Source organism: Streptococcus sp. 2021WUSS109, assembly GCF_044427305.1.
Classification (GTDB): domain Bacteria; phylum Bacillota; class Bacilli; order Lactobacillales; family Streptococcaceae; genus Streptococcus; species Streptococcus suis.
The window spans coordinates 40,556-67,352 of the sequence record NZ_JAOTGF010000009.1; the positions used below are offsets into that span (position 1 = coordinate 40,556).

Here is a 26,797-nt window from a genome sequence, read left to right on the forward strand (position 1 = left end):
ATATTACATAGAAAATCTTATTCTTGATCAAATGACTGTAACCTGTCCAACCAGTCTTGGCAACCTTTCTTTACCATTTCGTAGGTTTCGTCAAAATCTCCAGTATACCAAGGGTCTGGTACGGATTTTTCTGCGAATTGAAAAATCTTATTTTGGGCATGTGCTGGTGCCATTTTCTGTAAATCTCGGACATTATTGCTGTCCATACCGATGATAACATCAAATTCCTCAAAGTCTGCTTGAGAGATTTGTTGAGAGGTTTTGGTCTTGTCATAGGGAATCTTGTGCTTTTGGAAAATTTTCTGTGTTCCAGGGTAGATAGGATTACCATATTCCCAGTTTGAAGTAGCACGGCTTTCAATGTGAAATTGACTTGTCTTGTCTTTCATGACAAATTCAGCCATAGGGCTACGACAAATATTTCCAAGACAGACAAAAACGATTTTTTTCATAGATTCTCCTTTCGTGGCATAAGAAAAGAGAAGGCAGACTCGACAGGTAAATGTCTGAGTTCCCCTCTCTTGCATATTTTTGTTCGGGCTATAGGTAAAAGACCAAATTAAGTGTAATGTTCATTATCAAACAGTGCACGAGCAATCCTACCTATATTGAACTCTTTGTTTATTTCTCTTCTTTGTCGAAAGCATTTTTGATGCCGTTAATGGCACCTTCAAGCCCATCTTTTGCATCTTCAACTAGCTCTTTTGCTTTGCCAATTCCTTTCTCAACAAGTCCTTCAACTTCGATTTCCTTGTCGCCGGTCAGCTTACCAATTACCTCTTTTGCAGAGCCAGATAGCTGTTCTAGTTTTGCGTCAAATTTTTCTTCTGACATAAAATCCCTCCTCGATATACACATATGGGGCGATGAAGCTGGGCAACAAGCCCAGAGCCACTTCTCAGAGTTCGTGTCAACATCTCAGCGCAGTGGTTGATTGGCAGATTTGTTCGTGTTTTGCACTCCAAATCTGGCCTAATCAACTGTGCGGGGGTGGGAAGACGAACTCTTTTTGATCTAGTCGAGTTCTTTCCCACTCCCACATACTATTCTTACTTACTAGTCTAACGTATATAAGTTAATATAGCAAGGGATTTGTCTGCCAATAAGTCAGAGGAGGAGGGATAATTCTTGCAATTTTTTCTTCTTTTATTTATAATTATTATAAATAAAAGAAAGGGTGATATATGATGAAACAAAAATATTATCAATCTCCAGCAGAAATTGCGTCTTTCAGCCCGCGTCCATCACTGGCTGATTCTAAGGCTGTTTTGAATCAAGCGGTGGCCGATTTATCAGTAGCCCATTCAATCTTCCATCAAGTTCACTGGTATATGCGTGGTCGTGGCTTTATGATTTGGCATCCAAAGATGGATGAATATATGGAAGAAATTGATGGTTATTTGGATGAGATGAGTGAGCGTTTAATCACCTTAGGTGGGGCACCATTTTCTACCCTTAAAGAGTTTAGTGAAAATAGTCAGCTTAAGGAAGTTCCAGGTGATTACACTGTGACGATGGAAGAGCAATTGGCGCGTGTGGTAGAGGTGTTCCGCTATTTGGCTGCTCTTTTCCAAAAGGGGTTTGATGTCAGTGATGAAGAAGGTGACAGCGTAACCAACGACATTTTCAATGTGGCTAAGGCTAGTATTGAAAAACATATTTGGATGCTGCAGGCAGAACTTGGTCAAGCACCTAAGTTGTAAATAGATGAAGGGTCCATAGTAGGACTCTTTTTTTGCTGCATTATTTAATACTCTTCGAAAATCAACATTATCCATTGTCAAGAGCCTTGATGAGTGAAAAGCTCCGGTGGAGCTTTTCAGCCTGTTACCTTGAAACAAGATAGTAACAGAGTTCTATCTTCGACTTCGTTTCCTAGGCTACTTTTGATTTTCATTGAGTATAATATGACATTTGTCACATGAGTCCATGACAAAGGCTTCTGGTAGGGTCTCCTTTTTCGAGATATACTATGTATGTAAGATGTTCAAGAAGTAGGAGGTAGAAAAATGATAGAAGTACGAGCACTAGACAAGGTTATCAAAGGGCGGGGGATTTTGTCTGATATTTCCTTTGAGATTAAGTCAGGGGAATGTGTGGCTTTAATCGGTCCAAACGGGGCTGGGAAAACGACGCTTATGTCTTGTTTGTTGGGAGATAGGAAGGCAACGAAAGGGCAGGTGTTGTTGGAAGGTCTGGCTCCACAGGCTCGGTCCAATAAAGAAACAGTAGCAGTTTTGCCTCAAGAAAATGCTATCCCGACAGACCTGAAGGTCAAGGAATTGCTCCGCTTTTTCCAAGCCATCTACAAGGATAGTCTGACAGATGTGGAAATCGACAGTCTGCTCTGCTTTTCCCCAGAGCAAAAAAATCAACTGGCCGGCAAGCTATCGGGTGGTCAGAAGCGGCTCTTGGCTTTCATCATCTGCTTGATTGGCAAGCCCAAGTTGCTTTTCTTGGACGAGCCGACGGCGGGCATGGATACTTCGACCCGCCAGCGTTTTTGGGAGATTGTCCATGAACTTAAGGCTCAGGGTGTGACTATTTTTTATACCAGCCACTATATCGAGGAAGTGGAGCATACGGCGGAGCGGATTTTGGTCTTACACCAGGGGCGGCTACTAAGAGATACCACGCCATTTGCTATGCGGAGTGAGGAGCAAGAAAAAGAAGTGACTTTGCCGATTGCCTTTGCAGCGGTGGTGGAGAGCTTGGCTGAAATCAATGAGATCAGCTACAAACAAGACACGGTCAGCTTCAAGACCTGTGAGATTGAGCAGGTTTGGGCTTGTTTGCAGGAAGCAGGCTGTCGGATTTCAGATCTGGAAGTGCAGAATAAGACCCTGCTCAATAGCCTATTTGACAAGACGAGGGAGGAAGAATCATGAAAGCATTAGTTCAAGTAGAGGCGGTAAAATTATCCAGAAGTTTGGGTGTATTTCTCCTATCCATCGGTATGCCCGTCATCTTTTTCCTGATCTTTTCATCAACTGTTCAGTTTGATGATGCAGCCATACAAAAGGCCTTTATCCAGTCCTACATGCTGACCATGACAGGCTTTTCCATGTCGGGCTTTGCCCTTTTTACCTTTCCCATGATGCTGGCAGAGGACAGAAAGAATAGCTGGTTGACCTTTATCCAGCATTCGCCCCTGCCAATCTGGCAATACTACCTGTCCAAATTAGTGCGGGTCTTACTCTGCTTTGTATCTTCCATTGCCATTGTCTTTGCGGTGGGGGGCTTAGTTAAGGGTGTAGAGATGACAGCTCAAGAATGGGTCGTGTCCGCATTCATACTCCTTGTAACCTCTATCGTATTTTTAGCTATCGGCTTACTCTTGGTGCAAATCCAATCTGAACAGGCCATGTCGGTGGTAGCCAACTTGCTCTACTTTGTTCTGGCTATCATGGGCGGCTCTTGGATGCCCGTTTCCCTCTTTCCAGACTGGGTGCAGCGGATTTGCAAACTTATGCCTAGCTACCATGTCAACCAGCTGGTGACCACCTATGCCCAAGAGGGAGATTTTCTCTGGAAATCCTTGCTAATTGTCCTAGGCTATGCGATAATTTTCTTAGGAATTGCTCTAGTTCTAAATAGAAAATCCGAGCAGTAGTGAGGTGACAGATGATATTTGAAAAAAGAAAGGTACCACTCATGTTCTTCGTGGGCATGGTCTTTCTCTATTTTCCCTTTTACTATGCCCAGTATAGTCCCAATCCGACGGCAGTTGTCCTAGCGACCATTCTCTTTGCCTTGGTCTATTGTTCTCTGTTTTACACTGACCATAAGCTCTATTCCATGCTGGCTTGGTTTTACCTGATTGGCTATATCGCGGTCATGAGTTTTTGGGGCAATCTGCAATTTTCCCTCTTCATCTTTAACCTGTCCAATATGCTGGGCTGGTATTATAAAGAGAATCGACCGACCTATCGGACGGTGTCCTACGGGCTTTTGTTGCTGGTTATTATTCTATGGGCTTTATTTGGCCCTGTTCCTTTTGAGATGAGAGCTTTTGCACTTGTTATCCACTTTTTCGGCTTGGCCTTGCTGATTTTCAGCTGGATTGAGACCAAGCGGGAAGCCCTTCAGCAACGCCTACAGGAGCAGAATGCGTCCATCAATCTCCTTCTGGCTGAGAATGAACGCAACCGTATCGGTCGGGACTTGCACGACACACTAGGTCATGTCTTTGCCATGCTGTCTGTCAAGGCTGAGCTGGTCCAGACACTTTTAGACCACAATCAGATTGACCAGGCCAAGAAGGAGGTGGCAGACCTTCAGACCTTGGCCAAGGACTCCATGCAGGAGGTCCGCCAGATTGTCCAGTCCCTCAAGCAGCATACCGTGGCAGAGGAACTTCAGATTTTGCAGCAGATGTTGGACTTGGCAGGAGTGGACTTAGTTGTCTTGGGCGGGGAAATAGCAGAGCAGCTCAGCTTACCTGTCCAGAACAAACTGGCTATGGTGCTGAGAGAGTTGGCCAACAACCTGCTCAAACACAGCCAGGCTAGCAAATGTCGTATGGTTTTTGAAAAAGACCAGCAAGAATTGGTTTTGCACTACGAAGACAACGGTGTGGGCTTTACCCAGTTGACTGGTCAGGAATTGCATACCATAAAGGACAGGTTGGTAACGGTGAAAGGGAGCTTGGAATTTCTTTCTCTGGCAAATCCCACCCGCCTGTCCATCCGAATTCCGCTTGAGGAGGTGGTAGAATGAGAATCTTAGTCGCAGAAGATCAAGCAATGCTGCGGGACGCCCTCTGTCAGCTCTTGGGCTTTCAAAATGCGGTTGAGGCTGTTTTACAGGCAGAAAACGGCAGTCAGGCCATTGCTCTTTTAGAAAAAGAGCCAGTAGATGTGGTGCTCTTAGATATAGAAATGCCTGAAAAGACGGGCCTGGATGTCTTGGAATGGGTGCGGGGGCAAGCCTTGCCTGTCAAGGTCGTCATCATGACCACCTTCAAGCGACCAGGCTATTTCGAGCGAGCGGTCAAGGCAGATGTGGATGCCTATGTGCTCAAGGAACGCTCCATCGCAGACCTCATGCGGACCATTGAAACGGTCTTGGCGGGGCGGAAGGAATATTCGCCGGAGTTGATGGACATTCTCCTGACCCAACGCAGTCCCTTAACCAACTTGGAAAGTCAACTACTCAAGCAGGTGGCAGAAGGTCTCTCCAATAAGGAAATCGCCAGCCAGCTCCACCTGTCTGACGGGACAGTCCGCAACTACATGACCTCTATCCTGTCCAAACTAGGTGTCGAAAACCGTACCGCTGCTGTTAAGGTAGCACAGGAAAAGGGGTGGTTAGTATAAACGAATGAGATTGGGCATTTGTCCAATCTTTTTATAGACCTGATTTTTGACTGAGTTTTTATACTCTTCGAAAATCAAAATCAGACGTTGTTGACTTGATTTGATGAGTGAAAGGCTCCAGTGGAGCCTTTCAGCCTGTTACCTTGAAACAAAATAGTAACAGGGTTCTATCTGCGTAAGTAGTAACGAACTACGTTCGCTCTATCTCCAACCTCCAAAGGTTCCCCAAACCTTTGGAGCTAGTCTGTTTTTGATTTTCATTGAGTATTATATTGAAAAACACCTAAAATTCTGCTACAATTTTTTTATGAAAAGACTTTATGATGTGCAACAATTACTCAAACGGTTTGGTATAATTGTCTATATGGGCAACCGTCTCTACGATATTGAAATGATGCAGATAGAATTAAATAGAATCTATCAGGCAGGTGTCTTAGATCGGTTGGAATATATGGAAGCAGAGCTTGTTTTGAGGCGTGAACATCGTTTGGAATTAGAGTATCAGAAATCAAGGGAGAATGAGTGATGGAAACATTTTGGGTATTTTTAGTATTTTTGGCAGTATTGGGAGCCTGGATGGGCTTTAATTACTGGAGATTGCGTCGTGCAGCGACTGTGATTGATAATGCAGAATTTGCAGAAAAGATACACGGAGGTCAGTTGATTGACCTGCGAGACCCGAGTGAGTTTAATCGTAAGCATATCTTAGGCGCGAGAAATATTCCTTACCAGCAATTGCGCCAGTCTACAGCTGCTTTGCGTAAGGACAGACCTGTCTTAATCTATGAGAATGATCGTGGTCAGTTGGTAACGCCTGCAGCTCTTCATCTGAAGAAACAGGGCTTTAACGAAATCTATATTTTAAGCTATGGTCTAAACGGATGGAATGGTAAGGTAAAAACGACTAAGTAGCATTGTCAGTAGGCTAGAGTATTTTCTTATGCAATAAGACGGATAAGGGCAAAAATATGGAAAAGAAATTTGAAAAGTTGTCATTGGCAGAAATTGGCATTATTTCTTTTATGGGACTTATTTTATTGATTAGCTTAGGCGCTAGTTGGTATAAAAATGCTCAAAGCGAAACAAGTGATACAAAGACAGTACAGCAAGTGCCCAATCAGAAAAAAACGGTTGATACATTATTTCAGGATGCTGAGAATGCTGTCATTGTATTAGAAGGAACACATACTGAGGAGAAACTTGCAGAGGCACAATCTGCAGTAAACAAGGTTACGGATGCGACTAAAAAAGCAGCATTACAGAAACGGATTGACCAAGTAAAAGAGTTAGTGGGACAGCAGACAGATGCTCAAACACAGGCTAAGCTAAAAGCGGAGTTGGTCAGGGCGGAAGCAGCCAAAAAAGTAGCTGATGAGAAAAAAGTATCTGAAACAGGGACTAGTCAGTCAACGGACCTTGCTGAAGCTAGTGAGACCTCACAAGAATCCTATGTAGTGCCTAATAAAAATATATATGGAAATCAAAGTGTGAGTTCAACAAGCCAGTATACAAGCAGCGTGGCGTCAACTAGTACAAGTACTTCAGTCCCTCCGACTAGTGAAGGAGCACCTGTGGTAGAAACTCCAACAGTTTCTGAAACACCGGCGGAAACGACGGATTCAACAACTAGCCTGGTTGAGTCAGTAGAAACAGTTCCAACAGCTGACGAGAGTTCACCAGATAATCCGTAGACTTTTTAGCTACTGGTTCTTTATGGTGTATTAGCATACTGGAAAAAAATAGCTATTTGTATTTCAACATCAATTTTTTATTGTAACGATCTAGTTTAAATACATACGATAAGAGTGAGGAATTTCGCGTAAAACAGAATTTCCTTGCTTTTTATTTTTACCATTTTGTTGAATAGTGCGAGAATGATTTCCTGCTATAGCGGTTGAGAGTGTATTTGGTAGAATGTTGAAAAAGTTGGTGCAAAAAGGAAAGCAGGAAGTGCACTTGGTTTTAGCAACGAGCTTCATTTTTTGCTATAATATACCTTATGAGAATTGTATCGGGAAGCTATGGTGGAAGACCACTGAAAACGTTAGATGGAAAAACAACCAGACCGACATCGGATAAGGTCCGTGGAGCCATGTTTAATATGATTGGTCCCTATTTTGAGGGTGGTAGAGTTCTTGACTTGTACGCCGGCAGTGGTGGTTTATCTATCGAGTCTATATCTCGTGGCATGGAGTCAGCAGTTCTGGTTGAGCGAGATCGACGAGCACAAGCCATTATCCGTGAAAATATTGCAATGACTAAGGAAGCAGATAAATTTCAGCTTCTAGCAATGGAAGCTAGACAGGCTTTGAACAGTGTGGAAGGGCCTTTCGACCTGGTATTCTTGGACCCTCCTTATGCAGAGCAGGAAATTGAAGAGGTGATAACAGAACTTTGTCGCCGTGACTTACTAGCAGATGATGTTATGGTAGTCTGCGAAACGGATAAGGCGGTCTCTCTTCCGGAGGAAATAGCAGAGCTGGGGATATGGAAAGAAAAACTCTACGGAATTAGTAAGGTAACAGTATATGTCAGATAAGATTGGATTGTTTACGGGCTCATTTGACCCCATTACCAATGGACACTTGGACTTAATTGAACGAGCGAGTGGACTATTTGGTAAATTATATGTGGGAGTTTTTACCAATCCTAAAAAGGCAGGACTCTTGACGGGCTTGGAGAGAAAAGCCATTTTGGAGAAGCTTTTTGTAGGAATGGAGAATATCGAGGTTGTTCTGTCTGAAAATGAATTGGTAGTCGATGTAGCTAAGCGCTATGGAGTAACACATTTGGTCCGAGGATTGCGTAATGCGACCGATTTGGAATACGAGTCAAGTTTTGATTTTTACAATCGTCAGTTGGCGCCAGATTTGGAAACTATTTATTTAATCGCCAAGCCAGAGCTTAAGTTCGTATCATCCAGCCAGGTTCGAGAATTGCTGTATTTCAAACAGGATATAGGCCCTTATGTTCCAGAAATTGTTAGTGAGGAGATTAGAAAGAATGAAGAAAAATAGGAAGTTAACCTTAATTGCATCTATTGTTTTAGGAACTCTTTTGATTTGGTTTGCCGTTTTTGTTCGTCTGCCTTATTATTTGGAAAGTCCAGGTGGAGCTGCCGATATTCGTCAGGTACTAACGGTGAACAATCAAATAGACCAAGAGGATGGCTCTTACAACTTCACCTATGTATCAGTCCAACAAGCTACAGCTTTACAACTATTCGCTGCTCAGTTTGATCCCTATACGACAGTTCGTTCCTCTGAAGAGATGACAGGAGGGGCCGACAATGAAGAGTATTTCCGTATAGCACAATTTTACATGGAGACATCGCAAAATATGGCGAAGTACCAAGGTTTGACCTTGGCAGGAAAAGAAGTCGATCTTGATTTCTTTGGTGTCTATGTACTTGCCTTGGCGGATGATTCGACCTTTAAAAAAGTTCTTAATATTGCCGACACTGTTGTGAGTATCAATGGAAAAACATTTGAGTCTTCTCCTGATTTGATAAAATATGTGAGTGGCTTGGAACTTGGAAGTGATGTGACAGTTGGTTATATTAGCGCTGGTCAGGAAAAATCTGCGGACGGTAAGATTATCAAATTGTCTAATGGCAAAAACGGGATAGGCATCACTCTCGTAGACCATACAGAGGTTCAAAGTTCGATTCCGATTGATTTCCAAACAGGAGATATTGGTGGTCCAAGTGCTGGTCTGATGTTTACACTCGCCATCTATACTCAACTCGCAGAGCCTGACTTACGTGATGGTCGGATTATTGCTGGTACGGGGACTATCGAGCAGGATGGAAAAGTAGGTGACATTGGTGGGGCTGATAAGAAGGTCATTTCGGCAGCTAAGTCTGGTGCAAGTATCTTTTTTGTACCAAACAATCCAGTTGATGTAGAAGTTTTGAAGGAAGATCCAAAGGCTAAAACCAACTATGAGGAAGCTAAAGAAGCTGCGGAGAAAGCAGGATTGGATATTGAGGTAGTTCCTGTGAAAACTGTTCAAGAGGCTATTGATTATTTGAAGAAAACGAAGGGCGAGTAAATCGTCCTTTTTTGCTAGAGAATAATATTATAATTGTCAGAAATTTCTCCTAAATGGTAAAGTAGGAGAATTTCCAGATAAATCGTGTTATAATGATAAGGTTAAGTGTGAGAATTTAGATTCTGACCAGATAGATTATTAATCAAATGATTTTTACGTATGAAGATTTTATAAGATAGGAGGACAAATGAAAAAAGAAATTTCACCTGAAATGTATAACTATAATAAATACCCCGGTCCGAGTTTTGCTCGTGTCGGAGATAAGGTTGTATCTGAAAATATTGAATTGGACCTTTTGGAAGATTACAAGAATGCTTTTGACCAGACGATTTTTGGTCAACGTTTTTCACAACTCATGCTCAAATTTGATTATATTGTGGGAGATTGGGGCAATGAGCAGCTGAGATTAAGGGGATTCTATACAGACGATAAAAATGTTAAATCAGACTTAAAAATCAGCCGCTTGGACGACTATTTGACGGAGTATTGTAATTTTGGTTGTGCTTATTTCGTCTTAGCCAATCCGAATCCGCAAGACTTGCCTGCTGAGGAGGAGGATAGACCGCGTCGGAAGCGGAGTCGTTCTCGCAATCGGAACAGAAATCAGCAACGGACGGAGCTTATTGCGCCAAAAGAAAACAAAAGTAATCGCAATGACCGTCAGAAAAAAGGGAAGCAGCAAAATAAACAGTCGGAACAGCGTCATTTTACTATGAAGAATGCTGGTGTTAAGGCGAGTCAAACGGAGCGTTCTCAAAAACATGAGCGTAAGCAGAGCAAGCGTGAGATGAATGAAGTGAAGCGTAACTTTGTTATCCGCCAGAAATAGGGAGAAATATGAAACCATCAATTTATGCATTTAGTCAAGCCAATCTGGTTGATTGGATTTTAGAAAACGGAGAGAAGAAGTTCCGTGCCACTCAAATTTGGGAATGGCTTTACCGTTCTCGTGTCCAATCTTTTGCGGAAATGACCAACTTGCCAAAATCTTTGATTGAAAAGTTGGAAGAACATTTTGTAGTTAATCCGCTCAAACAACGGATTGTACAGGAGTCTAAGGACGGTACTATCAAATACCTTTTTGAACTGCCAGATGGCATGTTGATTGAGACAGTTCTCATGCACCAGCACTATGGTCTTTCTGTTTGTGTAACGACACAAGTTGGCTGTAATATCGGCTGTACATTCTGTGCATCTGGATTGATTCCTAAGCAACGTGACTTGACTAGCGGTGAGATTGTGGCTCAGATTATGTTGGTACAAAAGTATTTGGATGAGCGCAATCAGAATGAGCGTGTTAGCCATATCGTTGTGATGGGGATTGGTGAGCCGCTTGATAACTACGATAATGTTATGACCTTCTTGAGAGTGGTTAATGACGACAAGGGCTTGGCAATTGGTGCCCGTCACATCACTGTTTCTACGTCAGGTTTAGCACCGAAAATTCGTGAGTTTGCACGTGAAGGTGTCCAAGTTAACTTGGCAGTATCTCTACATGCGCCAAATAATGACCTTCGTTCGAGCATTATGCGCATTAACCGCAAATTCCCTATAGAAGTTCTTTTTGAAGCTATCGAAGACTATATCAAAGTGACCAACCGCCGTGTGACTTTTGAGTATATTATGCTCAATGAGGTCAACGATGGAGTGGAACAGGCACAGGAATTAGCTGATTTGACCAAGAACATCCGTAAATTGTCTTATATCAACTTGATTCCTTATAACCCAGTTAGTGAACATGACCAGTACAGTCGTTCAACCAAGGAACGTACTCTTGCTTTCTTTGATGTTTTGAAGAAAAATGGTGTTAACTGTGTCGTTCGTCAGGAACATGGTACAGATATTGATGCTGCCTGTGGTCAATTGCGTTCCAATACGCTCAAGAAAGACCGTGAAAAAGCCCGTGCTCGTATTGCAGCTGCAAAAGCAAAGGCAGGTATTCGAGCATGAGAAAATTCTTCCAAGCAGATGGAAACTTGACCAAGCTAGGAAGACAGATTTGTAAGACCTTAGCTGGAGCCTATGCTCTGGCTATTGTTTTACTTTGTTTTCTACCTCAGACTTGGTACCCACAGTATAAGGATTTCTCGACCCCGGGAATTATTCAAATTGGCCGTCTCTATCTTTTACCAACTCCTTTCAACAGCATCGTCAACGGGGACAAGGTAGATAGTTTGGCGGACCTAGGGTGGATTTTCTTGCAAAACATCACTAATATTTTTCTACTTTTCCCTCTGATTTTTCTTCTTTTGTTTCTTAGGGAAGAATGGCGGAGCCTTCGAGCGGTGATTCGTTATAGTTTTTGTATCAGTCTTTTTATTGAATGCACACAATTACTACTGGATTTGCTGATTGATGCCCAACGCGTCTTTGAAATCGATGATTTATGGACCAATACAATGGGGGGAATACTAGCCTATTTTACCTATTCATTGATAAAGAGAGGGATAATCCTTTCCAAACAGGAATCTTAGAACCTACCGTCACAGGTTCAGAATGTCCATCTAAGGCTATTGTTTAAGCTACATATCGTTATTTTTTTGAAATACAGTCAGTATTCCCTTAAAAATGACCTTGACTAGCTAAAGCTATCTTTGATATGGGAGTGGGAAAGATATTTAGGTTCGGCTTCTATGGTCACTTTCTAGTTTTAAGGTGACCAGCTGAAACAGTTCCTCGAACTGTTTCACTCCACTGGACTGTTAAACCCAATCAACCACTGTGCTGAGATGTTGACACTAACTTTGAGAAGCGGTGCTGGGCTTGAGCCCAGCCTCGTGAGTACAGTTTTTTAGAAAGTCACTTAAGCAGAGTGGCTTTTTGTTAGTTTTTAATGGGTTCAGGCAATGGAAACTGAATTTTCAAATTGTTTAGAAAATTTCTAAAAATTACTTGACCATTTTGATTTTGTAACGTATAATTACAAGTAATCAGAAAAAGTAATAAACACTTTGTCTTTAGAGAGTCTATGGTTGGTGTGAATAGATGATAGAGGTTTATGAAATGGGCTGATGCCAAACAAGCATTCGTATCCGTTTTATGGATTGTCTGGTTTAGTAAAGCGAGTTTGGTTCGATGAATTCGAAACAATGAGAGTTCGGTCCGCACCCCTTATCGTGCGCCTCCTTGTTAGAGGAGAAAAAGTTATGGACTTTTCTAGTCGAGTCCATAGTGAGGTGGCACCGTGTCCATTGACGCCCATGCAGGATGTTTTTTCCTGCGTGGGCTTTTTTCATTATGGTTTGAAGTTATAATAAAAAACAAAACCCCTGACGGTTCAACTGTCAGGGCTCCATTTTTTATTATTCGATGAAAATCAAAAGTAGCCTAGCTTCAACTATCTGGGAGATAGTTGAAGGTTGGAAATATAGCGAACATTGTTTGCACCTTCAAGTTGATGTTAGAACTCTATTCCTTTTATATTTCAAGGGAACAGGCTGAAAACCTCCACAGGAGCTTTTCAGTCATCAAATCAAGTCAACAACGTCTGATTTTGATTTTCGAAGAGTATTATTTCCAAAAGTCATCAAAAATCGTGATTGGCAGATGGCGTTTGTGGGCTGTTTTGTTCCACCATCCTTCGATAATGGTTTGGGCTTGAGGGTCGATGGTTTTGCCTTCGAGATAGTCGTCGATTTGGTTATAGGTAACACCGAGAGCGACTTCGTCAGCAAGGCCAGGTTTGTCTTCTTCCAAGTCCGCAGTAGGGACTTTGAGGTAGAGTTTTTCATCTGCCCCCAGTTCAGCTAGAAGCTGTTTTCCTTGGCGTTTGTTGAGGCGGAAGAGGGGGAGAATATCTGCACCGCCGTCGCCGTGCTTGGTAAAGAAACCAGTGATATTTTCAGCTGCATGGTCGGTTCCGATAACCGCCCCCTTGCGTTCCCCAGCGATAGCGTATTGGGCAATCATGCGCATGCGGGCTTTAGCATTTCCCTTATTAAAATCAGACATAGCAAGCCCATTGGCATTGACTGCTGCCACCATGGCATCTGTTGATTCCTTGATGTTGATGGTTAAGCTGACATCTGGTTGAATAAAGGCTAGGGCTGCTTGGGCGTCAGACTCGTCAGCTTGCACGCCGTAAGGTAGGCGGATAGCGATAAATTGATAAGAATCGTCACCCGTTTCCGCCCGCATTTCTTCCATAGTCAGCTGGGCCAAACGACCAGCCAAGGTCGAATCTTGTCCACCAGAAATCCCCAAGACATAGGTTTTCAAAAATGGGTGTTTTTTCAGGTAATCTTTGAGAAAGTCGATGGAGCGACGGATTTCTTCTTTGGGGTCAATGCTTGGCTTGACACCTAATTCTTTGATGATTGTTTCCTGTAGGGTCATAACATACCTTTCTTAGATGAATTTGGTCTGAGTTTGTTTGCGAATACGATTGATGAGGTTCATTTTATTATCCCAAACATCTTGTGCCAAGTCGACTGGATAGAGCTGAGGGTTGAGCACGCGTTTGTATTCATCCCAGAGTTTATCAAATTCTTGATTGGCATAGGTTTGAATTTCCGCTAGGCTTGGAAGTTCATAGACCTGTTTTCCTTTTTCGAAAATAGGAACTAGGAGAGGACGTGCATCAAAGTTCTCGATGGTTTTATTGATGTAGGTGTAGGTTGGATGGAACATATAGATATTATCCATCTGTGTGACGTCAGTGTCCGCAAAGGTGATGTAGTCCCCTTCTGATTTTCCTTTTTCTTTGGAGGTGATGCGCCAAACTTGTTTCTTACCAGGAGTGGAGACTTTTTCCGCATTAGAAGACAGCTTGATGGTGTCACGCATATTTCCATCTTCATCTTCGATGGATACAATTTTGTAGACAGCGCCCAGAGCTGGTTGGTCGTAGGCGGTGATGAGTTTGGTACCAACTCCCCAGACATCAATTTTTGCCTTTTGCATTTTGAGGTTGAGGATGGTATTTTCATCTAGGTCATTAGATGCGTAAATCTTCGCATCTGTAAAACCTGCATCATCTAATTGCTGACGAACTTTCTTGGAAATATAGGCCATATCGCCTGAATCAATCCGAACCCCTTTGAAGTTAATCTTATCTCCCATTTCTTTGGCAACCTTGATGGCTGCTGGAACACCAATACGAAGCGTATCATAGGTATCAACGAGGAAGACACAGTCATGATGGGTTTCAGCGTAGGCTTTGAAAGCCTTGTAATCATCTCCGTATGTTTGAACCAAGGCGTGGGCATGGGTACCAGCGACAGGGATGCCGAAGATTTTTCCAGCTCGAACATTGGAAGTCGCAGATGCTCCACCAATAAAGGCTGCCCGTGTACCCCAGATAGCAGCATCCATTTCTTGGGCACGGCGAGTACCAAATTCCATCAAGGGCTCATCTTCAATGACAGCCTTGATACGGCGAGCTTTTGTGGCAATTAGGGTTTGGTAGTTGACAATGTTTAAGAGGGCAGTTTCGATTAGTTGGCATTGTGCCAATGGTCCTTCGATTTGAAGAATGGGTTCGTTAGCGTAGACTAGGTCGCCCTCCTTAGCCGAACGGACAGTGAGAGTCATTTCCAATTGGGACAAGTAATCAAGGAAATCCTGCGGATAACCTAGTTCTGTCAGATAGTCAATGTCTGTCTGGCTAAAGCTGAGATTGTTGAGGTAGTTTACAACGCGTTCCAAACCGGCAAATACAGCATAGCCATTTTTAAAAGGTTGTGAACGGAAATAGACTTCGAATACAGCGTGTTTATTGTGGATGTTTTGGTCAAAATAGACCTGCATCATGTTGATTTGATAAAGGTCGGTATGCAGGGTTAAACTGTCATCCTTAAATAGTGTCATAACGTTTCTCCTTTTGCCTTCCGATCAAGAAGGCACTCCAATTATTTTGATGGAGTTGAACTCTAATATGCCTTCTATTATAACAAAAAAATCGAGAAAAACTCGATTTAGATGCACAGAATGATAGGAATACTTGAAAGAAAAAGGAGTGGTACGTAGGGAATAGACTTGGGTTTGAAAATAGTGAAGACAAGAAGCCCTAGGAGGGAACTAATCTGGATAATCCAGAGGAGTTCTGTAAATCCACATATTAAGGCCAAACTTGCCAGATAGAGAAAATCACCAGAACCAATATTGATTTGCCATTTTTCAGTCAGATAGGCCAAGAGTAAAAAGCCACAGAAGAGCCAGTTGAGCTGGGAGAGTACCAGAGCTATAAAAGTAAAAATGAGCCAGACAGCAAAAGGATATTCCTGATGCTTGATGTCGTAAATGGTCAAAACTAGTCCTGCCAAGATGAGAATGGTTTCGGTTAGGTTTAGGACTTGAAAATGGCAGAGCAGGACAACTAGACCAGCTAAGAATTCCAATCCCAGATACCAATAAGGTATCTTCGCCTTGCAGTAACGGCATTTGGATTTTGTCGAAAGCTGGGAAAGAATAGGAATTAGATCCCAAGCCTTGAGCCGTCGTTTGCAAGCATTGCAGTGACTAGCTGGGGCGATAATGGACTGTTCAGGGAAACGGTCGATGACCAATCCCAGGAAGGAGCCGATAGAAGCTCCAAGGAAAAATAGGATAATTGTCTTCATACCTATTTATTCGTAAATGGGTGGAGGAAAATGAGATATTTTTTTAAATTTTTTTACAAAATTTCGATGGTACTCTGGATAATGCCAAAGGAATTGAGAGAATTCCGTATTTTTGCTTTGGTCTTGTCTGCTACAGCAGGATTTGTCAGTTTGACCGTCACAGTCGCACAATGTTCATATCCATCCATGGTCCAGACATTCAGTTGAGTGATTTCGTGAACATTTTCAAGAGCCAGAAGGACTCCTTTAACTTCTTCAAGATTTACTCCTTGCGGACATGTTTCAAGTAGAATCTTGACATTGTTCCAAACTTTTGGCAGGGCTTTGGAGAGGATGAAGATAGCAATACAGAGCGAGAGAAGTGGGTCTAGAAAGTACCAATCAGTAAATTGAAGAATGATGGAAACAAGGATGACCGCCAGCCATCCCAAAATATCCTCTAAAAAGTGCAAGCTGAGAATGGACTCATTATGGCCATGGCCATTTTTTACAATACGGGAAGCAAGGAAATTGATGATGACAGCGATAATCCCAAGTACCAGCATACCATCTTGATTGACAGGCTGGGGATGGAAGAGATTGGGAATGTTTTCCACAAGGATCAAGCTGGAGCCGATAATCAGAATGCTAGAAGTCAAGAGAGCGGCCAAAATATTCCATCTCTTGTAGCCAAAGGGATAAACCCTATCAGCAGGCTTGTTGGCATAGGTTTGCATGATGGCAGAGCATCCGATGGCGAGGGCGTCACCCAAATCATGAACAGCATCTGCTAAGATAGCGCTGGAACCAAAGAGCCAACCAAAAATAAACTCGATGATAGAAAAGCTGAGATTGAGGAGAAAAGCGATAAATGTATTTTTAGAAGATGACATGAGATTCCCTTTCTGTGTTATACTGTTTATAGGTTTATTATGCACTGTAATGGGCCGAAAAACTAGAAACAAGAGAAACGGTTTGTCTTTTTCTGAACAAATTGTTTGAAATGTACGAAAAATGGATAGACGAATTGCAAAAACAAAAAGAGCTATTTTTCAGGCTTTTTTGGCCTTATTAAATGATAAGGGCTATGACGAGATGCGCGTGCAGGATGTCATTGACCTGGCAGATGTGGGGCGTTCCACTTTCTATGCCCACTATGCAAGTAAAGAGGCTCTTTTGGAAGAACTTTGTCATGACCTCTTTCATCATTTATTTACAGGTCGTGAAGATGCGGATGTGAAGACCTTGCTGGTTCATATTTTCAAACACTTTCGGACCAATCAAGATCGTGTTGCCAGCCTTTTGTTGTCCCGCAATGCCTATTTTCTAAGAGAACTGGAAGCGGAGTTGAAACACGACATTTTTCCAAAAGTGGTTGAAGACTACATGCAGGACAAGGGGAATCTTCCAGAGGATTTGCTGGTACATTTTGTCGTGACGACTTTTGTGGAGACGGTCAGCTGGTGGCTCCAGCAACGCAAAAAGGTGGACGAAGCCACCTTGACCGAATATTATGTAAGATTATTAGCTTAAGGAGAGAAAATGCTTAGACCTTTACACATGGCTCATGCCTTTTTAGATGAGATATTAACAGACCAGGACCTAGCGGTCGATGCGACTATGGGAAATGGCCATGACACGCTATTTTTAGCCCAACGAGCAGGAAAAGTTGTGGCCTTTGATATTCAGGAACAAGCCCTGACCACAACGGCTGAAAAACTAGAAAAAGCTGGCTTGACCAATGCCCAATTGGTTTTGACAGGACACGAAAACCTAGACCAGTATGTGGAGGAGTGCAAGGCAGCGATTTTCAATCTGGGCTATCTTCCTTCGGCGGATAAGTCAGTCATCACCCTGCCTGCAACCACCCTTCAAGCTATTGAAAAAGTTCTTGACCGACTTGTTGTTGGGGGGCGTCTAGCCATCATGGTTTACTATGGTCACGAGGGTGGAGCTCTTGAGAAGGATGCAGTCTTAGACTTTATCAGCCAGCTAGACCAGACTGTCTTTACCGCCATGCTCTACAAACCGCTCAACCAAGTCAATACCCCACCATTTTTGGTCATGGTGGAACGATTAAAATCCAGCTCAAACTAGGGCTGGATTTGTTTTTTTATAATATCGGCTTAATGAACAATCTTCCCTCACCCAAGTCAATCAATTCTACCTGATTGCCATAAAAATCGCTGAGGAGTTCAGGTGTCAGGATGTCTTCTTTGGGACCCTGTGCCAAGACCTTTCCATCTTTGAGCAGGAGGACATGGGTGAAATTATCAGTGATTTCTTCGGCGTGATGGGTGACGTAGATAATGGCAGGAGCCGTTGGGAGTTGGCAGATATGGTCAATGTGATGGAGCAGGCGTTCGCCCTGTGACAAACTAGCATAGGTCCGACCAATCAAGTGTTCAGCCTTGATGGTTTTGAGCATGTCTATGGCTTCATCCAATTCAGTTTGACCGTATTCACGGTAGAGGATGGAGGATTTGTACTTTCCAGTCAGGACAATCTGCTCGGCTGTCAGATCGATGGGAAAGCGTTCGGCAAGGAAAGAGCCGACGACCCCAATCTTAGTGCGAAGGCTAGGAATATCTCCCTTGCCAAACTCCACTCCAAGAACCGTCAAGTCACCAGAGGTCTTCCAAAATTCAGCCATTAAAATACGAAGGAGGGTTGACTTTCCAGCCCCATTTAGCCCTAAAATAGCCCAACGCTCTCCCTTCCTAAATTCCCAGTTGATGTCTTCTAAAATAGTTTTACCTTGTCGTTTATAGTGGACATTCTTCATCGAAATAATCATAGTTGTTCTCCTATTCCTTTTGATTATTGTAACATAAACAGACATGAGGGACTATTTATAACAAGAAATATGTTAAATTTTAGAATTTGTGGTATAATGGAAATGTTATAAATTTTATTATAGGAGAACATCATGGAAGACCCTGGTAGTCAGACCATCTATTTACAACTGTTAATTTTATTCTTATTGACTCTGTTCAATGCCTTCTTTTCAGCCTCAGAAATGGCCCTTGTATCCCTCAATCGTTCTCGAGTGGAACAAAAGGCCGCAGACGGTGAGAGAAAATATATTCGCTTGCTTCAAGTTTTAGAGAATCCTAACAATTTTCTATCAACCATTCAGGTCGGTATTACCTTCATCTCCATCCTTTCAGGTGCTAGCTTGGCTAATGATTTGGGAGCTGTATTTGCCAAATGGATGGGGAATTCAACAACAGCGCAAACCGCAGGATACTGGCTTGCACTGGCTATGTTGACCTTTGTTTCAATCGTTCTTGGCGAATTGTACCCTAAGAGGATTGCCATGAATATGAAGGAAAATCTGGCAGTAGTCACTGCACCAGTGATTATTTTCCTTGGAAAAATTGTTAGTCCGTTCGTGTGGTTATTATCAGCTGCAACGAATCTTATCAGCCGTATTACTCCTATGAATTTTGATGATGCGGATGAGCAAATGACACGGGATGAAATTGAATATATTTTGACAAAGAGTGAGAAAACCTTAGATGCTGAAGAAATCGAAATGCTTCAAGGTGTGTTCTCTTTAGATGAGCTGATGGCACGTGAAGTAATGGTTCCCCGTACGGATGCTTTCATGGTGGATATTGAGGATGATACAGCAACCATCATGGCAGCCATCCTCAAGCAGAATTTTTCACGTATCCCTGTTTATGATGGCGATAAGGACAATATCATTGGTCTGATTCATACCAAGAAAATCTTGTCAGAAGCTTTCAGTAATGGCTTTGACAATCTCAACATCCGCCGAATTATGCAGGAGCCTCTCTTCGTTCCTGAAACGATTTTCGTGGATGATTTGTTGACATCATTGAGAAATACCCAAAATCAAATGGCCATCTTGTTAGATGAGTATGGTGGAGTTGCAGGTCTCGTTACCTTGGAAGATTTGCTGGAAGAAATTGTCGGGGAAATCGATGATGAGACCGATAAGACAGAAATTTTTGTTCGAGAAATTGCTGACAACACCTATATCGTCCAAGGGAATATGACCTTAAATGACTTCAATGAGCATTTTGAGATGGAGTTGGAAAGTGATAACGTTGATACGATTGCTGGTTATTATCTGACAGGAGTCGGTACCATTCCGAGCCAAGACGAGAAAGTTTCCTTTGAAGTGGATAGTAAAGATCACCACCTGGTTCTTATTAACGATAAGGTAAAAAATGGTCGCGTAACAAAATTAAAACTCTTGATTACACCACTGGAGAAAGAAGAAACCGATAAGGACTAGGGCAACCTAGTCTTTTAGCTTTTTTCTTAAGGAAGGTGATAGTTATGAAAGAAAGAAAGTAAATGATAGAAGCGTTTTCATTTTTGTGATATACTAGTCTTATAAAATGATGAGGATGAGATGATGACAGAAATTGATTATCGTAAAGTGACAGGTTTGGTTCATTCAACAGAGAGTTTTGGTTCGGTTGATGGCCCAGGGGTACGTTTTGTAGTCTTTATGCAGGGCTGTCACATGCGTTGCCAGTATTGCCATAACCCAGATACTTGGGATCTGGTCAATCCAGCAGCGACTGAGAGAACGGCGGAAGATGTCTTGAATGAAGCTCTGCGTTTTCGTATGTTTTGGGGAAAAGAAGGGGGGATTACCGTTTCAGGTGGTGAAGCAACCATCCAGATTGATTTTTTAATTGCTCTGTTTACCCTTGCAAAAGAAAAAGGGATTCACACTACTTTGGATACCTGTGCGTTGACTTTCCGTAAGACAGAGCGTTACTTGGAAAAATATAGTCGGCTTATGGAAGTAACAGATTTGGTGCTCCTTGATATTAAGGAAATGAATCCTGAGCAACACCGCATTGTGACAGGTCACAGTAACAAGACTATTTTAGAATGTGCTCAATATCTATCAGACATTGGTAAGCCTGTTTGGATTCGTCATGTCCTGGTACCAAATTTGACTGACCGAGATGAGGACTTGATTGAACTTGGTAAGTTTGTTAAAACCTTAAAAAATGTCGAACGTTTTGAGGTGCTACCTTATCACAATCTTGGTGAATTTAAGTGGCGTGAGTTGGGCAGACCCTATCCACTAGAGGGGACCAAGCCCCCAACGAAGGCTCGAGTGGAAAATGCAAAGGCCTTGATGGAGACAGAGACCTATCAGGAGTACTTGAATAGAATTAAGGGATAATAGTGAAGAGGTCGGAGATTGATGCGAAAAAGATTTAATGTGTTAGGGACAAGTATCATATAATCAAAAAATCTGAATGAGTCATTTGATTCATTCAGATTTTTGTGTTTTATAAGTCGCTATCCTTAACTGTATTTAACCAATCAGCAGCAGCTTTAGCTGTGCTTTCAAGGGCACCTTCTTTGAACGGTGATTGGAGGTTTGCGGCTTCAACCACTTGCAAGAAGGACTTGGTGCCGCCCAAATCACAGATGCGGATATAGTCTTCCCAAGCATTTTCATCGTGATCTACCTGTGTACGTTTCCAGAATTGAAGGGCACAAACTTGGGCCAAGGTATAGTCGATGTAGTAGAATGGACTAGCAAAGATATGACCTTGACGATACCAGAAGATGCCGCGGTTGAGGGCTTCTGACTCAGAATAATCACGGTCTGGCAAGTAGAGGTCTTGGAGTTTTTTCCAAGTCGCCTTGCGTTCAGCTGGTGTCATCTCTGGATGTTCATAGACTTCGTGCTGGAAGTGGTCCACCAAGACACCGTAAGGCAAGAAGAGTAGAGCACTTGCCAAGTGGGTAAATTTATATTTATCGACTTGTTCCTTGAAGAAACGGTCCATCCACGGCCAAGTCATAAATTCCATAGACATGGAGTGGATTTCACAGGTTTCATAGGTTGGCCAGACAACTTCTGGACTTTGGATCCAACGGGAACGATAGACTTGGAAAGCATGACCTGCTTCGTGGGTCAAAACATCAATATCACCGCTGGTTCCATTGAAGTTAGAGAAGATAAATGGGCTCTTGAAGTCAGGGATATAGGTGCAGTAGCCACCGCTGTTTTTGCCTGGTTTTGCGACCAAGTCCAAGAGTTCATGCTCAATCATGAAATCGAAGAACTCGCCTGTTTCTGCGGATAATTCGCGGTACATGTCTTGGGCTTGACTGACGATAAAGTCAGGATCACCTTGAGGAACAGCATTTCCGTCCAAGAACTCAAGGTTGAGGTCGTAGTGCTTGAGGCTTGGAACTTGCAAGCGATTGGCTTGGCGTTCACGAAGATTTTGCACAATCGGTACGATATGCTTGAGGATTTCCTCACGGTACACCTTGACCATGTCACGATTGTAATCGAAACGGTTCATCTTGAGGTAGCCGTATTCCACATAGTCCTTGAAGCCAAGTTTGTGGGCGATTTCCGTGCGGACCTTGACTAATTCATCGTAAACACGATCAAAATCAGCTTCCTTGCTTTCAAAGAAGGCAGTTGTAGCAGCAGAAGCAGCCTTGCGGACCTCACGGTCGGTTGATTGACCGAATGGCCCCATTTGTGCCAGGTTGTAGGTCTGACCTTGGAAATCAATCTCTGCTCCAGCAATCAGTTTGCTGTACTCATCGGTCAATTCATTTTCCTTTTGGAACAAGGGGATAACATCAGATGAGAAGGTCTTGAGCTTGTTTTCTGCCTGCATGAAGAAGGTTTGAGGCAAGATGTCTGACAGCTCTTCCTTGTACGGCGTCTGGACAATGACACGGTAGTAGTTGGTGGTCAATTCTTCAAAAAGTGGCGAATATTCATTCCAAAACTTGGTTTCTTCATTGTAGAACTCATCGTTCATGTCGATAGTATGACGGATCATCCAGAGGTTGTACTGGGTATCGACCAGGTTGAGTAATTTTGTAACGGCTGCCACAAGTGTGCGAGTTGTTTCCAAGTCACTTGCCTGAGCCAACTGGTCTGTCAGGTCAGAAAATTGAGCCTTGATAGCTTCATAATCTGGACGAACATAGGTATAGTCTGAAAATTTCATAGGTTTCTCCTTTTGCATTATTACCTACTATCTTACTCTTTTTGAAAACGTTTGGCAAATCTGGACTCGTCCATGTTCACATTGGGCTTTATTTATGGTAAAATGTAGAAGATTATTAGAAAAATGAGGTTGTAGACATGTCTAAATTTTTAGTTTTTGGTCACCAAAATCCTGATACAGATGCCATTGCATCATCATACGGCTGGGCTCACTTGGAGCGTGAAGTGTTTGGTCGTGATGCGGAAGCAGTAGTTCTAGGAACGCCAAATGAAGAAACTGCTTTTGCTCTTGACTATTTTGGTGTTACTGCACCGCGCGTGGTTGAGTCTGCAAAAGCAGAAGGTGTTAGCCAAGTCATCTTGACTGACCACAATGAATTCCAACAGTCTATCGCAGACATCAAGGAAGTGGAAGTGGCAGCTGTCATTGACCACCACCGTGTCGCAAACTTTGAAACGGCAAATCCATTGTACATGCGTTTGGAGCCAGTAGGTTCAGCATCATCAATCGTTTACCGTGCCTTTAAAGAAAACGGAGTAACACCTCCAAAAGAAGTAGCTGGACTTCTCCTATCAGGTTTGATTTCAGATACACTCTTGCTCAAATCTCCAACCACTCATGCAACAGATCCACAAGTAGCAGCTGAATTGGCGGAAATTGCTGGTGTGAACTTGGAAGAATACGGCTTGACACTCTTGAAAGCTGGTACCAACCTTGCTAGCAAGTCAGCAGAAGAATTGATTGACATCGACGCCAAAACATTTGGCTTGAATGGAAATGACGTGCGTGTAGCCCAAGTCAACACAGTGGACATTGCAGAAGTCTTGGAACGTCAAGCAGAAATCGAAGCAGCTATGACAGCAGCATCAGCAGCAAATGGCTACTCTGACTTTGTTTTGATGATTACAGACATCGTTAACTCAAACTCTGAAATCCTTGCGCTCGGTAGCAACATGGACAAGGTGGAAGCGGCCTTCAACTTCAAGTTGGAAAACAACCACGCTTTCCTTGCTGGTGCCGTTTCACGTAAGAAACAAGTGGTGCCACAATTGACAGATGCTTTCAACGCCTAATGAATTTTTCTACCTACTCCAACGTGAAGTCGGTAGGGAGGCATTACCTAGCACCTTCGGGTGCTTTTTTTATTGTGAGGACAATCATGTTTTATGAAGTGATAGTTAACAAAATAAACAAGTGGCATCATGACAAATAAAACCACTCCTATTTAATACTCTTCGAAAATCAAAATCAGACGTTGTTGACTTGATTTGATGAACTTCAGTTCTATCTGCATCTGCGTCGCCTAGTTTGATTTTGATTTTCATTGAGTATAAGTTGACGAATTAAAGCGAGCACTCCGAGCTAAAAACAATAATCTGCATCATAGAAAAATTCAGGCGCTTGTTCTTTACTTTGAATGTGCCATAACTTAGAAATTGTATTTACAAGTAATAAAAGAAAAACTAAATGTCTGTGAGAACCAGCAAAGTTTTTGCGAAATGTAGCATGCTATTTATTACAGACAACTGTGAAACAGATAAAAAACTAATGAAAAACAATGTTCTATGAGATGTTTTTTTTATAATAAAACTAGGACAATATGTGTCGTTAATTGTTAATACAGATATAAGGAGAAAAGATGAATAGCAAGATTTTTTCGTTGAGAAAAAGTAAGGTGGGTTTAGTTTCAGTGGCAATTGCTTTTCTATGGATTGGTACAGGGATGAATATGGAAACCGCAATGGCTGAGGAGACTGACGCTACAGCTCTTGAAACTCAATTAGAAAGCACGGAATTATCGCTTACCAATACAGTTTCGGAAAATGCTGAAGCTGAGGAAGTGACTGATGAGGTACCGAGTGAAGAAAAAAAATCGGAAGAGATGGAGGATACGGAGGAAGAACTTCCATTTATTGAAAACCATCTAGAGGTTGCTCCGATTCAAGCTGGAGATCAAACCATTTCAGGGAATACCACTCCTGGTGGATATGTAGCGATTACGATAGATGGGGAAGCAGTTACTTCTATTGAGAATATTTTGGAAGCAGATGATAAGGGAGATTTTTCTTATCAGTTGAGTAAACCACTTGCTCACAGCCAAACTGTGGAAATTAGTGCTTTGCCGAAACAGTTTTGGACTCTAGAGGCAGATTCTGAAGAACGTAAAGTAGTAGTGAGGACTAATCGACATCCAGAGGCTTATGAAATTCCAGCAAAAAGATTAGAAAAAACACCTAATGGAATGCATCAAGTGTTCATCGAACCAGTTTTTGAACATACGAGCAAAGTTATTGGTCATACCTCTGTCAAAGGTTCAGTCTATCTATCAATAAATGGTAGTTTTGTCTCTGATAAGACACTAATTGATCCTAAAGATGGACGATTTGAGGTTACTTTTTCCGAGAGTTTAGCAGGTTCAAAATTTAAAGCAGATGATAGATTGGTTTTGTCTTTTGTATCAGAAGATGGTCAGCCGGTGATTACTAGTACCATTGTGAAACCATTGGTAAAAGAAAAAGTATCTTCACAAATGACAGTAAAACCTTTATCAAGTGCGACTTCAGTTTTGGAAGGAACTACATTTCCTTTAGGTCGAGTACATCTATACAATGCTGATACCTCAGAGTTTATCATGGAAGCTATTGCTGATGAGACAGGTCACTATAAGATTGCTTTGCCTGCCCTACAATCAGAGGATAAGTACTACAGATTGACTCACAATCAACAAGAGGATCTGATATCTGTCCATCTTGATACAGTTGATGGTTCAAGTATATTATTGGATAAATCTGTTATGGCATCTTTAGCAACTTATTTACAAGATGCAGATATGGATGAAGCGACAGATGAAGATCCTATCATTGTACCTAAACTGCATAATAAAAAAGATTATATTGTCGGTCGAACGATACATCTTAATGCCTACGTTCGCATGGTTTCGTCAATCAAAGGAAAACAGTATCCTCCAGTTCAAGTGGACGAATTAGGATTTTTTGGTTTCCAAATTCAAGATTTACAATTGCCTTTTGAAAAAGGTGAGAGAATTCGCTTTGAAATCATTGACCCGGTTACAAATAATATCATCGCTAGTAAGGAAGAAGTTGTAGGGCAATATTTGGAAGATGAAGACGTGACGGATTTACCATTTCAAGTAGAAAAAGTCACTACAGATCATGGTTACATCAGTGGCAAAACAGCTCCAGATGTAATGATTGAATTAGTATCAACTCAGAATGGCGAGGAGATAATTGGTAAAACTTCAACTGATTCAACAGGTCGATTCGAATTTGATTTGGGTAGTCGTGTTTTAAAAAATGGAGAAACCTTATCGTTTAGAGCGTTTGATAAAGAAGGTGAACAGGTAGCTTGGGAAGTCGTAACGGTTCAAAAAGGAAATGGTCACCGCATTAATAAACCAGATAAAAAGGACGAGAAGGAAGAGCAACCTAGCAAAGAAATTACCAAAAATATCGAACAATCAGACACACTTGAACAAACTATTTTGCCACCTGTGCGCCAAACGCTGACTGACAAAAAAGTAGAGCAAAATGCAGAGACATCAAAAGAAGAAACGGTTTCTATTTTTGATGATTCGAAAAAAGATATGCCTACTAAGCAAGAGAAAATGGCTCGTACTGTAAGAGACGAAGGTATAAAAGAAAATGTATCTGTGAGAACTAACTCACATGATAGTGGTGAGAATACCCAAGTTCGAAGCCTGCCTAAGACCGGTGAAAAAACGAGCTTAGTTGCCAATATAATGTTATCAATCGTATTATTCTTATTTGCTCTATTTATTGGCAAGAAAAAGATAACAGAAAGTGAGTAAAAGGCGATGACAAAGCTCTCTCAAAATTTCATTTGCGACAGATGAGAGGCATTGTGTAGCTTTAAATTAAAA

28 protein-coding genes are annotated in these 26,797 nt (G+C 42.1%); 20 read left to right on the forward strand and 8 right to left on the reverse strand.

Going from position 1 to position 26,797, the window contains the following annotated elements; all coding sequences use genetic code 11:
- Window positions 1-17 precede the first annotated feature (17 nt).
- Both ODU37_RS04880 and ODU37_RS04885 read right to left on the reverse strand, forming a co-directional pair.
- Window positions 18-452 (reverse strand): low molecular weight protein-tyrosine-phosphatase, encoded by a 435-nt coding sequence (locus ODU37_RS04880; RefSeq protein WP_105158848.1) that lies wholly within the window; start codon window positions 450-452, stop codon window positions 18-20.
- Window positions 453-621: 169 nt separating this feature from the next.
- Complete coding sequence (locus tag ODU37_RS04885) at window positions 622-834, reverse strand: CsbD family protein (protein WP_002942806.1); 213 nt, start codon at window positions 832-834, stop codon at window positions 622-624.
- A gap of 350 nt (window positions 835-1,184) precedes the next feature.
- Here ODU37_RS04885 and ODU37_RS04890 point away from each other — a divergent pair, with 350 nt between their 5' ends.
- The 14 genes from ODU37_RS04890 (at window position 1,185) to ODU37_RS04955 (ending at window position 11,845) form a co-directional block, all read left to right on the forward strand.
- Window positions 1,185-1,703: a DNA starvation/stationary phase protection protein gene (locus ODU37_RS04890; RefSeq protein WP_024415250.1), complete on the forward strand. Its 519-nt coding sequence runs from the start codon at window positions 1,185-1,187 to the stop codon at window positions 1,701-1,703.
- Between the two features lie 306 nt (window positions 1,704-2,009).
- Entirely contained in the window at window positions 2,010-2,888 is an 879-nt protein-coding gene (locus tag ODU37_RS04895; protein WP_105158849.1) for an ABC transporter ATP-binding protein, read from the forward strand.
- Window positions 2,885-3,613, forward strand: a complete 729-nt coding sequence (locus ODU37_RS04900; RefSeq protein WP_105158850.1) for an ABC transporter permease — start codon at window positions 2,885-2,887, stop codon at window positions 3,611-3,613. The genes ODU37_RS04895 and ODU37_RS04900 overlap by 4 nt, the downstream gene beginning before the upstream one ends.
- Before the next feature lie 11 nt (window positions 3,614-3,624).
- The gene (locus ODU37_RS04905) at window positions 3,625-4,719 is read left to right on the forward strand and encodes a sensor histidine kinase (RefSeq protein WP_161941550.1); all 1,095 of its coding nucleotides are present in this window, start codon (window positions 3,625-3,627) and stop codon (window positions 4,717-4,719) included.
- Entirely contained in the window at window positions 4,716-5,318 is a 603-nt protein-coding gene (locus ODU37_RS04910) for a response regulator transcription factor (protein ID WP_105095145.1), read from the forward strand. The genes ODU37_RS04905 and ODU37_RS04910 overlap by 4 nt, the downstream gene beginning before the upstream one ends.
- 307 nt (window positions 5,319-5,625) lie before the next feature.
- Complete coding sequence (locus tag ODU37_RS04915; RefSeq protein WP_004194736.1) at window positions 5,626-5,844, forward strand: YqgQ family protein; 219 nt, start codon at window positions 5,626-5,628, stop codon at window positions 5,842-5,844.
- A complete protein-coding gene (locus ODU37_RS04920) occupies window positions 5,844-6,230 on the forward strand; it encodes a rhodanese-like domain-containing protein (RefSeq protein ID WP_004194735.1) in 387 nt (128 codons plus the stop codon). Before ODU37_RS04915 ends, ODU37_RS04920 begins: the two co-directional genes overlap by 1 nt.
- Window positions 6,231-6,286: 56 nt before the next feature.
- A complete protein-coding gene (locus tag ODU37_RS04925; RefSeq protein WP_024405569.1) occupies window positions 6,287-7,009 on the forward strand; it encodes a hypothetical protein in 723 nt (240 codons plus the stop codon).
- Between the two features lie 308 nt (window positions 7,010-7,317).
- Window positions 7,318-7,857, forward strand: coding sequence for a 16S rRNA (guanine(966)-N(2))-methyltransferase RsmD (gene rsmD / locus ODU37_RS04930; protein ID WP_105095144.1), 540 nt, complete (start codon window positions 7,318-7,320; stop codon window positions 7,855-7,857).
- Window positions 7,847-8,335 (forward strand): pantetheine-phosphate adenylyltransferase, encoded by a 489-nt coding sequence (gene coaD, locus ODU37_RS04935; RefSeq protein WP_044761998.1) that lies wholly within the window; start codon window positions 7,847-7,849, stop codon window positions 8,333-8,335. The genes rsmD and coaD overlap by 11 nt, the downstream gene beginning before the upstream one ends.
- Entirely contained in the window at window positions 8,322-9,371 is a 1,050-nt protein-coding gene (locus ODU37_RS04940) for a SepM family pheromone-processing serine protease (protein ID WP_105095143.1), read from the forward strand. The genes coaD and ODU37_RS04940 overlap by 14 nt, the downstream gene beginning before the upstream one ends.
- A 187-nt stretch (window positions 9,372-9,558) precedes the next feature.
- The gene (locus ODU37_RS04945) at window positions 9,559-10,200 is read left to right on the forward strand and encodes a YutD-like domain-containing protein (RefSeq protein ID WP_105095142.1); all 642 of its coding nucleotides are present in this window, start codon (window positions 9,559-9,561) and stop codon (window positions 10,198-10,200) included.
- Window positions 10,201-10,208: 8 nt separating this feature from the next.
- Window positions 10,209-11,321 (forward strand): 23S rRNA (adenine(2503)-C(2))-methyltransferase RlmN, encoded by a 1,113-nt coding sequence (gene rlmN / locus ODU37_RS04950; RefSeq protein WP_012028433.1) that lies wholly within the window; start codon window positions 10,209-10,211, stop codon window positions 11,319-11,321.
- Window positions 11,318-11,845: a VanZ family protein gene (locus ODU37_RS04955; protein WP_002942846.1), complete on the forward strand. Its 528-nt coding sequence runs from the start codon at window positions 11,318-11,320 to the stop codon at window positions 11,843-11,845. Before rlmN ends, ODU37_RS04955 begins: the two co-directional genes overlap by 4 nt.
- A gap of 1,036 nt (window positions 11,846-12,881) precedes the next feature.
- Here the strand turns inward: ODU37_RS04955 and nadE are convergent.
- The 4 genes from nadE to ODU37_RS04975 form a co-directional block, all read right to left on the reverse strand.
- A complete protein-coding gene (gene nadE, locus ODU37_RS04960) occupies window positions 12,882-13,706 on the reverse strand; it encodes an ammonia-dependent NAD(+) synthetase (protein ID WP_024382384.1) in 825 nt (274 codons plus the stop codon).
- A 12-nt stretch (window positions 13,707-13,718) separates the two neighbouring features.
- Entirely contained in the window at window positions 13,719-15,179 is a 1,461-nt protein-coding gene (locus ODU37_RS04965; RefSeq protein WP_105095139.1) for a nicotinate phosphoribosyltransferase, read from the reverse strand.
- A 107-nt stretch (window positions 15,180-15,286) separates the two neighbouring features.
- Window positions 15,287-15,931, reverse strand: coding sequence for an A24 family peptidase (locus ODU37_RS04970; protein WP_044684673.1), 645 nt, complete (start codon window positions 15,929-15,931; stop codon window positions 15,287-15,289).
- Window positions 15,932-15,984: 53 nt separating this feature from the next.
- Window positions 15,985-16,803, reverse strand: coding sequence for a cation diffusion facilitator family transporter (locus tag ODU37_RS04975; protein WP_029177608.1), 819 nt, complete (start codon window positions 16,801-16,803; stop codon window positions 15,985-15,987).
- Between the two features lie 121 nt (window positions 16,804-16,924).
- Between ODU37_RS04975 and ODU37_RS04980 the strand changes: the two genes are divergently transcribed.
- On the forward strand, window positions 16,925-17,443 hold the full coding sequence (locus ODU37_RS04980) for a TetR/AcrR family transcriptional regulator (RefSeq protein ID WP_105095138.1): 519 nt from the start codon (window positions 16,925-16,927) through the stop codon (window positions 17,441-17,443).
- 9 nt (window positions 17,444-17,452) lie between these two features.
- Entirely contained in the window at window positions 17,453-18,007 is a 555-nt protein-coding gene (locus ODU37_RS04985) for a class I SAM-dependent methyltransferase (protein ID WP_002942863.1), read from the forward strand.
- 16 nt (window positions 18,008-18,023) lie between these two features.
- On the opposite strand, the gene ODU37_RS04990 is transcribed toward ODU37_RS04985, so the two are convergent.
- Entirely contained in the window at window positions 18,024-18,707 is a 684-nt protein-coding gene (locus ODU37_RS04990; protein ID WP_105095137.1) for an ABC transporter ATP-binding protein, read from the reverse strand.
- 132 nt (window positions 18,708-18,839) lie between these two features.
- On the opposite strand from ODU37_RS04990, the gene ODU37_RS04995 reads away from it, so the two are divergent.
- Window positions 18,840-20,177 carry a hemolysin family protein gene (locus tag ODU37_RS04995; RefSeq protein ID WP_004194632.1) on the forward strand — a complete coding sequence of 446 codons (1,338 nt, stop codon included), beginning with the start codon at window positions 18,840-18,842 and terminating at the stop codon, window positions 20,175-20,177.
- 120 nt (window positions 20,178-20,297) lie between these two features.
- On the forward strand, window positions 20,298-21,089 hold the full coding sequence (gene pflA, locus ODU37_RS05000) for a pyruvate formate-lyase-activating protein (protein ID WP_012027587.1): 792 nt from the start codon (window positions 20,298-20,300) through the stop codon (window positions 21,087-21,089).
- A 109-nt stretch (window positions 21,090-21,198) separates the two neighbouring features.
- Here pflA and ODU37_RS05005 read toward each other — a convergent pair whose 3' ends face one another.
- The gene (locus ODU37_RS05005) at window positions 21,199-22,896 is read right to left on the reverse strand and encodes a M3 family oligoendopeptidase (protein ID WP_249562139.1); all 1,698 of its coding nucleotides are present in this window, start codon (window positions 22,894-22,896) and stop codon (window positions 21,199-21,201) included.
- A 137-nt stretch (window positions 22,897-23,033) separates the two neighbouring features.
- Here ODU37_RS05005 and ODU37_RS05010 point away from each other — a divergent pair, with 137 nt between their 5' ends.
- Entirely contained in the window at window positions 23,034-23,969 is a 936-nt protein-coding gene (locus ODU37_RS05010) for a manganese-dependent inorganic pyrophosphatase (protein WP_249562140.1), read from the forward strand.
- A 566-nt stretch (window positions 23,970-24,535) separates the two neighbouring features.
- A complete protein-coding gene (locus tag ODU37_RS05015; RefSeq protein WP_249562141.1) occupies window positions 24,536-26,725 on the forward strand; it encodes a YSIRK-type signal peptide-containing protein in 2,190 nt (729 codons plus the stop codon).
- Window positions 26,726-26,797: the final 72 nt, after the last annotated feature.